The 14,705-nt window shown below is 45.6% G+C and carries 12 protein-coding genes and 1 riboswitch; of the genes, 4 read left to right on the top strand and 8 right to left on the bottom strand.

What is annotated here, in order from left to right:
• Position 1: 1 nt before the first annotated feature.
• The 5 genes from RIF36_RS24890 to RIF36_RS24870 all read right to left on the bottom strand — a co-directional run bounded on the left by RIF36_RS24890 (position 2) and on the right by RIF36_RS24870 (position 6,077).
• Positions 2-853 carry a hydroxymethylglutaryl-CoA lyase gene (locus RIF36_RS24890; RefSeq protein ID WP_350072377.1) on the bottom strand — a complete coding sequence of 284 codons (852 nt, stop codon included), beginning with the start codon at positions 851-853 and terminating at the stop codon, positions 2-4.
• Between the two features lie 82 nt (positions 854-935).
• Positions 936-1,886 (bottom strand): methylenetetrahydrofolate reductase [NAD(P)H], encoded by a 951-nt coding sequence (gene metF / locus RIF36_RS24885; RefSeq protein ID WP_350072376.1) that lies wholly within the window; start codon positions 1,884-1,886, stop codon positions 936-938.
• 45 nt (positions 1,887-1,931) lie between these two features.
• Positions 1,932-4,682, bottom strand: a complete 2,751-nt coding sequence (metH, locus tag RIF36_RS24880) for a methionine synthase (protein ID WP_502880863.1) — start codon at positions 4,680-4,682, stop codon at positions 1,932-1,934.
• Positions 4,682-5,041: a four helix bundle protein gene (locus tag RIF36_RS24875; RefSeq protein WP_350072374.1), complete on the bottom strand. Its 360-nt coding sequence runs from the start codon at positions 5,039-5,041 to the stop codon at positions 4,682-4,684. The genes metH and RIF36_RS24875 overlap by 1 nt, the downstream gene beginning before the upstream one ends.
• 25 nt (positions 5,042-5,066) lie before the next feature.
• Positions 5,067-6,077 carry a homocysteine S-methyltransferase family protein gene (locus tag RIF36_RS24870; protein ID WP_350125536.1) on the bottom strand — a complete coding sequence of 337 codons (1,011 nt, stop codon included), beginning with the start codon at positions 6,075-6,077 and terminating at the stop codon, positions 5,067-5,069.
• Between the two features lie 104 nt (positions 6,078-6,181).
• Positions 6,182-6,312: riboswitch (SAM riboswitch) on the bottom strand.
• 70 nt (positions 6,313-6,382) lie between these two features.
• Between RIF36_RS24870 and RIF36_RS24865 the strand changes: the two genes are divergently transcribed.
• The 4 genes from RIF36_RS24865 to RIF36_RS24850 all read left to right on the top strand — a co-directional run bounded on the left by RIF36_RS24865 (position 6,383) and on the right by RIF36_RS24850 (position 10,858).
• The gene (locus tag RIF36_RS24865; RefSeq protein WP_350125534.1) at positions 6,383-8,599 is read left to right on the top strand and encodes a tetratricopeptide repeat-containing sensor histidine kinase; all 2,217 of its coding nucleotides are present in this window, start codon (positions 6,383-6,385) and stop codon (positions 8,597-8,599) included.
• A 65-nt stretch (positions 8,600-8,664) separates the two neighbouring features.
• On the top strand, positions 8,665-9,354 hold the full coding sequence (locus RIF36_RS24860; RefSeq protein WP_350125531.1) for a hypothetical protein: 690 nt from the start codon (positions 8,665-8,667) through the stop codon (positions 9,352-9,354).
• The gene (locus tag RIF36_RS24855) at positions 9,305-9,907 is read left to right on the top strand and encodes a response regulator (RefSeq protein ID WP_350125528.1); all 603 of its coding nucleotides are present in this window, start codon (positions 9,305-9,307) and stop codon (positions 9,905-9,907) included. Before RIF36_RS24860 ends, RIF36_RS24855 begins: the two co-directional genes overlap by 50 nt.
• 42 nt (positions 9,908-9,949) lie before the next feature.
• Positions 9,950-10,858, top strand: a complete 909-nt coding sequence (locus RIF36_RS24850) for a Ppx/GppA phosphatase family protein (RefSeq protein WP_350125523.1) — start codon at positions 9,950-9,952, stop codon at positions 10,856-10,858.
• A gap of 10 nt (positions 10,859-10,868) precedes the next feature.
• Here the strand turns inward: RIF36_RS24850 and RIF36_RS24845 are convergent, their stop codons facing one another.
• The 3 genes from RIF36_RS24845 to RIF36_RS24835 are packed head-to-tail and all read right to left on the bottom strand — an operon-like array spanning position 10,869 to position 14,556.
• Positions 10,869-11,249, bottom strand: a complete 381-nt coding sequence (locus tag RIF36_RS24845; protein WP_350125520.1) for a transmembrane 220 family protein — start codon at positions 11,247-11,249, stop codon at positions 10,869-10,871.
• 2 nt (positions 11,250-11,251) lie between these two features.
• On the bottom strand, positions 11,252-13,639 hold the full coding sequence (locus tag RIF36_RS24840) for a TonB-dependent receptor (protein WP_350125517.1): 2,388 nt from the start codon (positions 13,637-13,639) through the stop codon (positions 11,252-11,254).
• Positions 13,640-13,656: 17 nt separating this feature from the next.
• Entirely contained in the window at positions 13,657-14,556 is a 900-nt protein-coding gene (locus tag RIF36_RS24835; RefSeq protein WP_350125514.1) for a sugar phosphate isomerase/epimerase family protein, read from the bottom strand.
• Positions 14,557-14,705: the final 149 nt, after the last annotated feature.

Genomic DNA, 14,705 nt, shown 5'->3' with positions numbered 1-14,705 from the left:
ACTATCGGTTGGCAAAAACCACCGAAGCCAATTTTAAGCATTTCAAAAACTGATCATCCTTTAACCCTGTTTGGATAGAGCGATCACTACAAAAGGCAGTAATTTGCTCCGTAGCCATATTCCCCACCAGATCGTTCTCCGCCATGGGACAACCACCATAACCGTTGATGGCTCCATCCATTCTTCTGCACCCAGCCTGATACACAGCTTCTATCTTCTCCCACGCCGATTCCTTTGTTGAATGTAAATGAGCGCCAAACTCAATATGAGGAAAAGCTGGAATGACCTCTTCAAATAAGGCTATAATATTGGCGGGTGCAGAAACACCTACAGTGTCTGACAAGGAAATAATCTTAATTTTCATCGCATCGAGTCTGTTCACAAACTCAGTTACGAGAGCTGGTTCGTAAGGGTCACCATAAGGATTGCCAAAGCCCATAGACAGGTAGACCACCAACACTTTGTTGTGTTTGACACAAAGGCTTTGAATCCCCTGAACAATAGCCAGCGCCTCAGTGATGCTCTTGTTTGTGTTTTTCTGTTGGAAGGTTTCCGAGAGGGAAAGAGGAAAGCCCAGGTAGCTAATTTCCTTATGCAGGCAAGCCTCCTCGGCACCTCTCAGGTTGGCAACGATGGCCAATAACTTGGTCGAGGATTCGGAAAGGTCAAGTTGTGAAAGCACTTCTGCAGTATCCCTCATTTGCGGAATAGCTTTGGGAGAAACAAAACTCCCAAAATCTATCGTATCAAAGCCTACCTTCAGTAATTGATTGATGTAGTCAACCTTGCTTTGCGTGGGAATAAAGCTTTCCCAGCCTTGCATAGCATCCCTCGGGCATTCAATAATCTTCATGGTTTCTTCGCTATTTCCTCTGCTACCTTGCAGAAAAGGCTCTTCAGTAGCAATCTAACCATATCAACACTCTCCTCCTATCCTAAAACAAGGCAGAAGCGATGTCCTTCACCGACTCCGCACGGCTCATGGTGTAGTAGTGCAGCACCGGCACTCCCCCAGCCATCAGTTCCTTGGACTGATTAATACACCATTCAATACCAACAGTTTTAGCGGCTTTATTGTCTTTGCATTTTTCAAGCTCATTTACCAGGTCGTTGGGTAAGTTGATGAAAAACGACCTCGGCAATGCAGTCATTTGACGGACAGAGGTAATCGGCTTGAGACCAGGAATAATTGGCACGGTAATGCCCTCCTCTCTGCACTTTTTCTCAAAAGCAAAAAACTCGTTGTTGTCAAAAAACATTTGAGTAACAATATACTGCGCTCCCATTTCTACTTTTCGCTTCAGATGGCGAATGTCCGTCGACAGGTTTGGTGCTTCGAAATGTTTTTCAGGGTACCCTGCCACCCCAATACAAAAATTGGTATGGTTGCCTTCCGTTTCCTCATGCAGATAGCGACCATTGTTCATATTGATGACCTGCTCAAGCAGTTCCGACGCATACTTGTGTCCATTGGGATCGGCTACAAAAGCTCCCTCTGACTTAATTGGGTCGCCCCTTAGCACTAACACATTATCGATCCCAAGAAAGTCCAGGTCAATAAGTGCGTCCTCAGTTTCATCTTTACTGAAACCTCCACAAATAATATGAGGAACTGCGTCAATTTTAAACCTATTAATAATTGCAGCGCAAATGCCGACAGTGCCGGGTCTTTTTCTGATCGTCACCTTCTCCAAAAGTCCATCTTGACGCTTTTTGTACATGTACTCCTCCCTGTGATAAGTTACATCTACAAAAGGGGGCTTAAACTCCATCAAGGGCTCTATGGTGTCGATTATTGCCTGCATGCTCTGCCCTTTTAGCGGAGGCAAAATCTCGAAAGAGAACAGGGTTTTCTTAGCGTTGTTGATATGGTCTACTACTTTCATTTTTCGAATATTGCAGCACTTCGAACTATACTGAAGTGTTTTTGATTAAAAATTGTAATTGAGGTTTGGCGCTAACCATTTTTCCATGTCTTCCAAAGAAAAACCTTTGCGCTGGGCATATTCCTCTACCTGATCCTTTTCTACTTTACCCAAACCAAAATACTTCGAATCAGGATGCGAGAAGTAAAAGCCGCTTACAGCCGCAGCCGGGTACATAGCAAAAGACTCTGTAAGGATGATGCCTGTTTTCTTTTCTACATCCAGCAGGTCAAACAAAAGCCTCTTTTCAGTATGGTCAGGACAGGCCGGGTAGCCTGGTGCCGGACGAATGCCAGCATAGTCCTCTTTGATCAGGCGGTCGGTGTCTAGCTTTTCATCTGGCGAGTAGCCCCACAGCTCCTTCCTTACTTTCTCATGAAGCAATTCTGCGAAAGCCTCAGCTAACCGATCAGCAAGGGCTTTGGCCATGATGCTATTGTAGTCATCCTGATCGGCTTCGTACTTTTTGACAATAATATCGAGCCCGTCGCCCGCTGTAACAGCGAACCCACCCATATAGTCTTGCTTGCCGGTTTCTGCCGGTGCAACAAAATCAGCCAGGCTCAGGTTAGGCACCGTTGCCGCCTTTTTGCCCTGCTGGCGAAGAAAATGGAACGTGGTAAGTTCCTTTCCTGACTCATCTAATATCCTTACATCTTCATGATCAACTGCAGAGGCTGGAAACAAGCCAACAATACCATGGGCTTTGAGAGAGCGGCTGGCTATGATCTCATCTAGCATGGCGTTGGCATCGTTGTAAAGCTTTCTGGCCTCCTCACCTACTACTTCATTGTCAAAAATAGCCGGATACTTTCCCTTCAACATCCAGGTAGAGAAAAATGGTGTCCAGTCGATATAGGGCCTTATCTCTTCCAGTGAATAATTATTGAACACACTAACGCCCAGTACATTTGGCTTCTTCGGCGCAAAATCGTCCCAATTGACGGGTGCCTTTTTCGTTCTTGCTTCGGCTATTGAAATGTAGTTTTTCTCTTTTTGCTTGCCAGCATGGTCTATTCTGGCTTCATCGTATTCATTGCGAATCCTGGCAGCAAAGGCCTCTCTGGTATCAGGACTGATCAATTCACTGGCAACGGGCACACTCTTAGATGCATCGAGCACGTGAACCACCGGACCAGAATAATTCGGGGCTATTTTTACCGCTGTGTGAATGCGTGAGGTGGTGGCACCTCCAATCAGCAAAGGAGTTTTCATCCCCAGCCTTTCCATCTCTTTGGCTACATGCACCATTTCGTCGAGTGAGGGCGTGATCAATCCGCTGAGACCGATCACAGCGGCCTTTTCACGCACGGCAGCTTCCAGGATTTTCTCTGCTGGCACCATCACACCCAGGTCGACGATATCAAAGTTGTTACACGCCAGCACCACACCAACGATGTTTTTACCGATGTCATGAACGTCGCCCTTCACCGTTGCAAGAAGTATTTTTGCGTTGGAGGAGGTATTTCCGGTTCTTCTTTTCTCTTCTTCCATAAAAGGAATGAGGTGGGCGACTGATTTTTTCATCACCCGGGCACTCTTCACCACCTGAGGCAGAAACATCTTACCTTCGCCGAACAAGTCACCAACTATGTTCATGCCTGCCATCAACGGGCCCTCAATCACCTTCAAAGGACTTTCGTATTTTATTCTGGCCTCTTCCGTGTCCTCAATTACAAATTCCACAATGCCTTTGACCAGCGCATGGCTCAGCCTTTCTTCTACACTTCCTTTGCGCCATGCATCGTCGACCACCTTTACCTTGCCTTTAGACTTTACAGTCTCAGCAAATTCGAGCAACCGTTCCGTGGCGTCGGGTCGCCGATTGAGGATTACGTCCTCCACTCTTTCCAGAAGGTCTTTCTGTATCTCGTCGTACACCTCTATTTGGCCTGCATTCACAATGCCCATGTCCAGACCGTGTTTGATACCGTAGTACAGAAAGACCGTGTGCATGGCCTCCCTTACGGGGTCATTGCCCCTGAATGAGAAGGATACGTTACTAATACCACCGCTCACTCTCGCATGAGGAAGGTTCTCTTTGATCCATTTGGTTGCTCTGAAAAAATCGAGGGAATTGTTGTTGTGCTCGTCCATGCCGGTAGCGACAGGAAACACATTGGGGTCGAAAATGATATCTTCAGGCGGAAAATTAATTTTATCGACCAAAAGGCGGTAACACCGCTCGCAAATTTCGATGCGGCGCTCGTAGGAGTCGGCCTGACCATCCTCATCAAAAGCCATTATCACCACGGCGGCACCATACCGTTTCACCTTCTTTGCCTGCTCAAGAAACTCTTCCTCACCGGCTTTCAAGCTGATGGAGTTAACAATACCCTTGCCTTGCAAGCATTTTAACCCGGCTTCGATGATGTGCCACTTAGACGAGTCGATCATGAAGGGCACTCTGGCAATCTCCGGCTCGGCGGCCAGCAGGTTGATAAAGGTCACCATGGCCTTCTCCCCATCAAGCATGCCTTCATCCATGTTGATGTCGACAATTTGCGCACCATTTTGCACTTGCTCCAAGGCTATGCTCACGGCCTCTTCGTAGTTACCCTCCAGGATCAATCTTGCGAATTTCTTACTACCAGTTACGTTGGTACGCTCGCCAATATTTACAAAGTTTGTATCCTTATTAATAATGAGGGGCTCTAGTCCACTGAGCTTGAGGGGGCGAGGGGTATTAGCTGTTGGCTGTTGGCTATTAAATATTGACACGTTTTTATCTTTTTCTTCTTTGTAAATTTTTAATATTACTCCCCTTTTATCTTTGTAATTAGGCTGTTGATTCTCCTTTGGAGTGTAGAAAGGCTTTTGAACAAAGAGTCAATATCGAATTCTCCTGTAAGCAATTTCAGTCTAAAGATTAAAAGCAGTTGAGTCTCAAGCTCGAAGGAAGAACCAAGCGATATTTCAAGAAATCTAGCAAAATCCAGTTGGCTCTTGCGACTACACCCCTCGGCTATGTTGGACGGAATAGATACTGCACATCGAGTTATCTGACTATAAAGGTTAAATCTTTCGGAGCCTGGCAATTTCTCTGCTAATAAATACACTTTCTCAGCTAAGTTCATGGAGTCTACCCAAATGTCAAGGGTTCTGAAATTTCTCATCTTTCCTACAATTTGAAGCCAATAGCTAATTACTAACAGCCAATGGCGAGCCCACCTTCCTTGGCTTATACTTCGCTGCCGTTTCTGCAATCAGTTTGATGTGATCTGGTGTGGTGCCACAGCAACCGCCGATTACGTTGATCATGCCCTCCTTCAAAAACTCCTCTATTTGTGCAGCCATTTGCTCAGGCGTCTGGTCGTACTCGCCAAACTCATTCGGCAAACCGGCGTTAGGGTGTGCACTTACATTGAAATTTGACTTCTCTGACATAATCTGCAGATAAGGTCTTAGCTGAGACGCTCCAAGTGCGCAATTAAGGCCCACACTCATCAGTGGCATATGCTCCATCGAAATTAAAAATGCTTCGGTTGTTTGCCCCGACAGCGTGCGACCACTGGCGTCAGTAATGGTGCCGGACACCATAATAGGAAGCCTCACACCTCTTTCCTCAAACACATCTTCGATGGCAAAAAGCGCCGCCTTGGCATTCAGCGTATCGAAAATTGTTTCTACGAGAATAATATCAACGCCGCCGTCCATCAATGCACGCAGTTGCTCTTTGTATGCATCCTTCAGTCCATCGAAATCGATGGCCCGGTAACCGGGGTTGTTTACATCCGGAGACAGTGAGGCGGTCCTGTTGGTTGGCCCTATGGAGCCAGCGACGAACCTTGGTTTTGAGGGATCAAGAGCGGTTGCTTCGTCAGCAGCCTCCCTGGCAAGCCTTGCCCCCTGGAAGTTGATGTCATATACCAGGTGCTCCAAAGCATAGTCAGCCTGGGCGATGGATGTACCGGTAAAGGTGTTAGTTTCGGCTATGTCCGCTCCTGCTTCGAAGTATTTTTTGTGAATAGCCTTGATCACGTCTGGCCTGGTGATATTCAGAAGGTCACTGTTCCCTTTTAAAGGAATGTGATGTTCTTTAAGCGCCTCATTTTTGAAATCTTTTTCTTCCAGGTTGTACCTCTGGATCATTGTGCCCATGGCACCGTCAAGCACAAGAATTCTTTCTTTTAGTATCTCTTCTATGTTCATAAAAGTATTTTTGTTTCGGGTTCAAAATATTCCAGCGAGAGCATAGAACATTTTACCAGCCACATTAATTCTCTTATCAGGAAAGGTATCCGCAGGTAGGATTACGCTTATCTGTCTCGGATAAATAATGCTTACACATTACATTTTCCAAGTGGGAGTTGGCACCTATTCCCCAGGGAGGTGGAAGGTTGCCAAGACTTCAAAGGGCCCATCCCTCAGTCTTTCTTGATAAGAGGTGCAAATATACCACAATTGGCATAACTAAAAATATTTGCATATTTAAACTGAGCTTAAATTTTGACTATATGCGCTGCCAACTGATTATTTTAATTATTTCGATTTCATTTTCGCTACCCAGTTCACTATCTGCTAAAAACCAGACCCTTACGCCACTTGATTCCTTAAAGGCAGCTCTATCACAGGCCTCTTCCGCCGAAGTTAAGTCAGACTTGTACAATTCCCTTTTTATCGAAACCATCAAATTTTCGCCAGATGAGGCAAAAATTTATGCACAACTCCAAATCAACTTAGCCGGAAAAGAATCATTGAACAAAGGCGTTGCACAGGGGCTCAACAACCTCTCAGTATATTATAACAGTCAGGGAAAATTAGACTCGGCGGGCTATTTTATAGAACAAACGATTCTCGCCTACCAAAAAACAAAAGACCTAAGCGGCCTTGGAGGTGCCTACCTGAACCTCGGTAACCTGAACAGGCAAAGTGGGGACTTTCCTGCTGCCATCTCCGCTTACAAAAAGGCATCCAGCTATTTTTCTCAAGCCGGAGAAACGAGCAAATATGCCTCCGCTATAAACGGCATAGGCAACGCCAAAAGAAACCTTGGAGAGCTGGATTCGGCCCTGTTCTTTTACAAAACGGCTCTCGATGTTACCGACACCGCTACGCTTCAGGCCATCGCTTTTATGAATATTGGAAATGTGCTGGCTCAAAAAGGCGAGTATGAGGAGGCGGTGGTGTATCACCTGAAATCGGTGAAAATAAAAGAAGAACTGAACGACCGGAGGGGCCTGATGTCTTCCTACATCAACATGGGAGTGATTTATTCGAGGCTCGAGCAATTTGACAGATCGGAAGCCTCGTATCACAAGGCGATCAAAGAGGCTGAAGCCATGGGCATCAAGCAAAGCACGGCAATGGCGTACAACAACATCGGCACCAACAAAGCCCGGCGGAAAGACTTCGACTCCGCAGCTTTTTATTTCAAAAAATCTCTCGATATCAGAAAAACACTAGGAAACCGAATGGAAATCGGAATGTCGGAGAATAATCTTGGCAACGTGTACCGTGATTTAGGCAACCTGGATAGCGCACTTCATTATCATGAATTGGCTCTGCAAAGCAAATTGGAAGCTAACGACAAATACGGCATCCCATCGGCCTACTACAATACTGGCTCCATACTGTCACTTCTTGGCCGTGCAGAAGCTGAAGAATACATACTGAAAGGGTACAATATGGCTAAAGACGTGAGCCCTGTATTGGAGGAAGAGGCCGCTAAAACATTGTTCGATCACTATCAGTCCCGAAAAGACTACAAAGCTGCTCTGGATATCCAAACCAGGCTGATAGCCTTAAAAGACACTTTGAGAAGCGAGGAGACGAAAAAAAGGATCGAAGAACTGGAGAAGAAATATGAATCGGAGAAGAAGGACAACGAAATAGCCCTGCTGGCCAAAGACAATGAGCTCCAGGCACAAAAAATAGCTCAAACGGAGACTGAGAGAATCATCTACATCATTAGCGTTATTTTCATCGTTGGCTGGGGTGTTGGCTTCTTTTATCTCCAGCGAAAGAAACACCAGGCAGATCTTTTTCTGGCCGAAAAGGAAAAACTTGTGTTCGATCAAAAAATCAAACAGCTGCTGAAGGAATCTGAAATCACCCGAATAGAGTCACTACTAAAGGGCCAGGAAGAAGAACGGAAGCGAATGGCAAGAGAGCTTCACGATGGCCTGGGTGGCATGCTAGCGGCCCTTAAAATCAGCTTGCAAAGCGAAACAAAAGGCAGCTCGGCCAATAATCGAGCTGTGATGCTCGCAGAAAAGTCGGCTGATGAGGTTCGGAAGATCTCTCACAATTTGATGGCCGGAGCTCTTCAGAAATACGGTTTAGTAGAAGCGCTCAGGGACATGAGCCGCCAGGTAGAAGAAAGCACAAACTTAAAGCTAAGCTTCTATTGTGACCGGGATGAATACATGTTGAACCCAGAAGCAGAAACGCATCTGTTCAGGATGCTGCAAGAAATTATTAGCAACTGTCTGAAGCATGCAAAGGCTGGTGAATTAAGTATTCAAATTCATCAGGAGACTGACATCATGCACATCACTACGGAAGATGACGGCATCGGGTTTGACCCCAACCAGGTAGCGAATGGTATGGGTACCGACAACATCAGGGATCGGGCAGAGGCCCTGCATGCCACACTTACTGTAGAGTCTTCAAAAGGGCGTGGGTGCACTTATTTTATCGAAGTGCCGGTTGCTGTCAATCAGTATTTTTGAAATTACCCTTTTTAGGGTATTTATTTCCTTTGCCAAAAGCGTGTAATTGACAAGAAATTACACGTATGAATTTCGTGATTATTGCTGTGTCCGGTTTGCTGATTGGCGGCTACACTTACCTGCTAATAAGCGGCTTACGGCTAAGAAGAAAGCTCAAATTTTTTAAAAAAAGCCTCCCGTCAAACTCTGAGCGGCACGAAGTAGTGCTAGTCAAAAAAAACTTCGTCGAGGACGTTTATCGATTGACAGAACGTGAAACCAATACTGAGTTCTCCTCTATTCTGACCCCAGCTACAACCGCACCCCCTATCGAAACAAATCTTTGCGAGCTTATCACCGGCAAATTCATCGACCACCTATCGCTGTACGTGGCTCAGTTTAATCTCAAGAACAATAGAAACATAGAACTAACCATCATAAAAGGGCAATGTAATTTATCACTTAAAGACAGTCTTTTACTGCTAACAAGTGTTCACTCGTTGGTAAGAAATAGTAGTCACAGCATGGCCGAACAAACAAGTCTCTTCGTTCTGGCCACAACTCCCTTTCAACTCTCGATCACAATCTCTGGTAAGAGAGCGAATGAATCTTCCATTTATTCTTTGGTTGTTGAAGAAATACAGCAATCTTCATCACTTGAAATCATTTCTCACGAAACAACCCACTCGGGTGAACGGTTAGTGATCGGAGTGAATGAGACAAAGGATGAGGATAGTAATAGCCGACGACCACGAAATTTTCAGAGAAAGTATTAGTTCTCTTCTGACCGAAAAGGGCGGCTACGAGGTACTTGCCACTTGCAAAAATGGGCTAGAGGTGCTGAAGGCGGTTGAGGAACTGCAACCTGACCTGGTGCTAATGGATGTAAAAATGCCTGCCATCGACGGTATAAAGGCGACTGAATCCATCAAAAAGGACTTCCCTTCAATTAAAGTGCTTGCATTAAGCATGTCGGACGACCCGGCAGACATTGCGGGAATGATAGAGGCCGGATCTGATGGCTATATTTTGAAAACTGCCGACGTAAAAGATTTCATGCAGGCTGTGACACTGATTGCCAACGGGAAAAAGTACTTTCCTGCACAAACTGTAAAGGTGCCATCTGGTCACAGAGAGGGCATTTTACTAAGCAAACGAGAAATTGAAATCGTGCGCCTTATCGCTATGGAGTACAGTGCGGAAGAAATTGCCACTCAGCTTTTTATCTCCCACCTGACAGTCGAAAAGCATAAAAACAACATCCGCCGCAAGCTGAACACTACCACAGTTGGCTTGGTTAAATTTGCCATCAGAGAAGGTATAATTTAACCCGGCAATGCTTCCTAATAGTAATTCTTCTAATTTTGCAGCGTGAAACTAGCTGCCGTAGATATTGGCTCCAATGCCATTAGAATGCAGGTCACTAACGTCATCGAATATGACAATGATGTGGTCTTTAAAAAACTTGAGTACATCCGCTTTCCATTGCGTCTTGGTCACGACGTCTTTTCTCAAGGGCAAATAAGTGAGAAAACCAGCCTCAAGTTTATTAAGTTGATGAAAGCCTTCAAGCTTTTTATTGACCTGTATGAGGTGGACGATTATATGGCCTGCGCTACATCGGCCATGAGAGAAGCAAGTAATGGTGAAGAACTGAAGAAAAAAGTAAAAGAAGAAACAGGGCTGGAAATAACCATTATTGAAGGAGACACAGAGGCAGAACTGGTCAATCGGGCAGTCAACATTCACATTACCGATGCTCCTTTTTTACACATCGATGTGGGCGGAGGAAGTACAGAACTGAACGTTTATTTGCAGAGAGAAAAAGTAGCATCAAGGTCGTTCCGTCTGGGAGGTGTCAGGCGGCTCGACAAAAAAGACTCACCAGAAGTGTGGAAGGAAATGAAAGCCTGGATTGAGGAGAAAATCCAGACCCATTCACAAAAGATCACGGCGCTTGGCACTGGCGGAAACATTTCCAAAATATTTGAGCTGTCGGGCATTAAGAAAGGCAAGAAGCTGAGTTATGAGAAGGCTCAGGAAGTCATTGAAAGACTATCGCAGCTTACATTGGAAGAGCGCATTTTTAAGCTTCAGCTGAATCATGACCGGGCCGATGTGATCATTCCCGCCTCTGAAATCTACCTGGGAGCGATGAAGGCAGCCCACGCCCGATACATCATAGTCCCGGATGTGGGACTGAAAGACGGCGTTATGCACTACCTCTTTGAAAAGAACAAGCACCGCATAGCTCCCTACATTGTGAAATCAGGCTGGTGAGTTGGTGCAATCAGGCTTGTTCTTCCTTTTTAGGCCTTGAGCTCCACCAAAGGTAGAACAAGGCGGCTGAGGCAATTAACAAACCACCCAGCTCCCTGGTTTGCTCTATATAGGGCTTATCGTCCATCATGTGCCCCAGCATTTCCGATTTATCATCGGCAGCAAACCATTCAAGCATGCCAGGGATAAGCGTAAGCGCCCATATCAGGCATAGTCCCATCAGTGCTACGGTCACATACGGCAATGGCTTCCAAAAACCATGCAACAGGCTCAATCCGGCTACCATGCCGTACAATGTTACCCACCTCTCAGGGTCAGGGTCGTTGAACTGCACATAGGTGAATAGCACAAACAGCGCAGCAAGAATTCCGTGAATTACTTTCTTTGTCATGATCAAAAATCTATTCGGTAAACTAATACTGGTATCATTCCAAGCTGGGTCTTGAGTACTTCTTTCCCAGCAACAGCATCAAAATAGTAGTAAGAAGAGTTCTGCGCATTGAGTACATTTTGGATGTCTATTGCAAACATTCTTGTGTACTTCTCTTTGAATTTTGTCCACTGAATCCTAAGATCTAATCTTAGATAGTCCTTTAGCTTCACATCATACTCGCTCCAAAAGGTGTAAAGCGGCTGCTGACGAAAGCCACCCTGATAGAAAATTCTTGAATTGACACCAAAGAGCTTTTCGACCTGTTCAGACTTTTTCTTATGAAATTCTTTCCCCAAAGTTGCATTGAAGTTATACCTGCCATCGAACTTAGAAGGGAGGTAATCTCGGTTTTGATCCTGATATTCCGATCTGTACAGGGTGCCACCAGCCCAGATGTAGAACCCGTTTACAATTGCCTGCTTAGCTTCCGCAGTCACTCCGTAGGTTCGGCCTTTTCCGCCTGAATACAAGACACCCAGATAGTCGTCACCGTCATAGTTCATGTAGTTGAAGTAGTAAGGTGAACCATTGCTTTCGTAGTAAGCATTTGGTATATCGTACAGGTATTGATAGAAACCTCCCAACGACAGTTTTAACGCCTTGCCAATTGTCTGCTGCCAACCTATTTCACTCGACCATGATTTCACAAATCTCAACCCTGTATTTGTCAGGTCAACTTCGGACGGTGCCGGTGTATTCGGATTCCAAAACTCACCTGTGGTGTGATAGGCGTAAGGCGACAACACCTGACTATAAAGGCCGCTTCGCAAAGAAAGTAGAGAAGCGGCGCCCAGCTTTAAATTGAGGTTTGTTCTTGGTTCCAACAAAAATTCGTTAGTGTATCCAAACCACGATGAATTAAGGCCAACATCAAGTCCAACACGTTGTCCCAGTGCAAAGTTACCATTCACAAAGGGCTGCAGTAGCAATCCATCAACATCAAAACTAAAATTCTGAGGCTGTATATCACTCCAATCAGGGTCAGTGGAATCAACCCAATCTTTATGCTTAACGCTCCAAAAGTAAGAAGTTCCTTTTATACCAGCAGTGGTTGTAAACTCATCTCCCCACCGGTTCGATACACTTGACGAGAAAGACAGCTTAGATACTGATTCGACATCATTATTGAATATTGTTGTGTTATTTGAATTAAGGATGGCAGCGTTTGTTGCCTGATTTCTATCTGCAACAGTCGAAGAATACACGAAAACATTCCTCCAACTGCTTTTGCTTCCAAGTGCGGCCTCCTGCGTAATACCATATGCATAGATAGAGGACATATAATCGATATCGGAAAGGTCCTTTTCTTCCCTCCACTCCGTCGGGTCGTCGGGCCCCTTAAACTCATTGCTGTTCCACCCATTCACGCCAAAAAAAGTCACCTTTCCAAGCGGGGTTTCAGGCAGTGATACATTGAACGAAAGGTCTTGAAATTTGATCGTTTCTCCTCCAAAGTCGACTCCCATTAAAGCAAGAACGCCAGTGAATGAATAACGATAATTGACCAGGTAGGACGCTGAGCCACCCTTTTTAAACGGCCCCTCTGCGGCGAAATCGAGACCTATAAGACTTGCCTGAGCAGTATACTCCCGCTGTTGGTTGTTCCCTCTGCGCAGGTTCATGTCAAAAATACCGCCAATGGCATTGCCGTATCCTGCCGGCATATACCCCATCAAGAAAGAAGATTTGTCGAGCATTTGTGTACTCAGCACGTTCACACCACCACCATTTTGGGTCGGGCGATCACTTATTGTTCCGGCATTGGCCAGGTGATTGGGGTTTACAATCTCTACGCCCTCCAACCTCCAGGTGTTGGCAATGGGTGAGTTACCACGCACAGAAACCGCATTGTTTTGGTCGTTGGTGTTGGCCACAGAGGGACTGCTCATTACCACCCTGGCCGGATCGAGGTAGTTGGCAGCAATGCGTTGAAACTGCTCGGCCGTGATGTCAACCTTGCCCATTCGCTCAAACTCCTGGATATCCGATGCTGCAGATACCTTCACCTCTTCCAATTCCAGGGGCGACTGTTCCAATGCCACATGCACCACATTCTGCTTTCCCGACACCACCAGTAGTTCTCTCACAATGTCCGACTTATACCCTGTGTAGGTAATTTGTATGGACTGCCGACCGACTGGCACGTCATTTATCTCAAACTCGCCCCACTCATTTGTTGACGTGCCCACACCACTCGCCAAAGGAAGAAGCGCTACCGAAGCACCTACCAGTGGCTCTTTTGTTGTGTTGTCTACAACCGTTCCTCTAACAGTTTGAGTCAGCTGCCTTGCGGAAACAGCCGTGCTGACACTCATTACCAATATTGCTATCCCAAGCCAACCCTTCATCGTCTTGCTTAAAATTTTCAAATCCCCCACTTCATTAAATTTTTGTAGCTTATTCCTATACTTTCGACAGGAGGCCGCTGACACACATCCTGCTCTACAAAAAAGTATTTCATTCCTGACAACATAGACTTCTCGAAAATTGCTTTAAAGTCTATCACGCCGTTACCCACTTCGGTAAATTCTTTATCATCGGAGCCAGTCATATCCTTTACGTGCCACAAGGCCGTTCTTTTTGGGTATTTTTTAAAGAAATGAATAGGACTGTAGCCCACTCTCGTTGCCCAGTATAAATCCAACTCCGCAACAACCAGGTCGTCGTCCGTTCCATCCATAATGACATACATAGGAAGCTGGCCTTCCAGTTCCAGAAATTCAAAATCATGATTATGGTAGCCAAATTGGATGCCTGCATTTTTTGCCACTTTGGCTGAAACGTTCAGCAAGTCCGTCAACTTCTTATAGTCATCAATTGACTGTCTCTCTTCGGGAAACAGAAATGCGTTGACCATGTACTTAAGCCCCATAACATTGGCATCTTCCACTGCCTTTTCCCACCCGTTCGATAACGTGCCTTGCCAGGGAGCATTAAATTTACCTGTCAGGTAATGGCCACTCACCAGTTTCATCCCAAGGTCTTCCACCATCTTCCTCAACTCCGAAGGATTTACTCCAAAGACTTTACCATCAGCATAACCGAAAATCTCAAGGTCTTTGTAGCCTATTTTTGCCACCGCCTTGAGCGTGCCCTCCAAATCTGCCGACAACTGTTCTCTTAGCGTATACAACTGTAGCCCGTATCTTCTACCCGGGCCAGATGGCGAGCAGCTGGGAAGCAACGCCAACCCCGCCAGGGCCAAGCCTGATGTTTGAATAAATTTCCTTCTTCCACCTGAATGGACTTCTGTAAAATCTCCCATGGTTATTTATTCATCAGCTTAGTCAGATTAATGTCACAGCCCCCAATAGATCTGTACGCTACTTTATAAACAAAAAAATGCAAGGAATGTCTTAGCATCCCTTGCAAATGATCTTTAAAAACCGATGGAGGTTACTGGTAGTAACGTCA

The sequence above is a fragment of the Imperialibacter sp. genome, from assembly GCF_040222815.1.
In the GTDB taxonomy this organism is placed as follows: Bacteria; Bacteroidota; Bacteroidia; order Cytophagales; family Cyclobacteriaceae; genus Imperialibacter.
The sequence above is the reverse complement of the archived record's forward strand: the minus strand, read 5'-3'. Positions and strand labels throughout refer to the sequence as shown.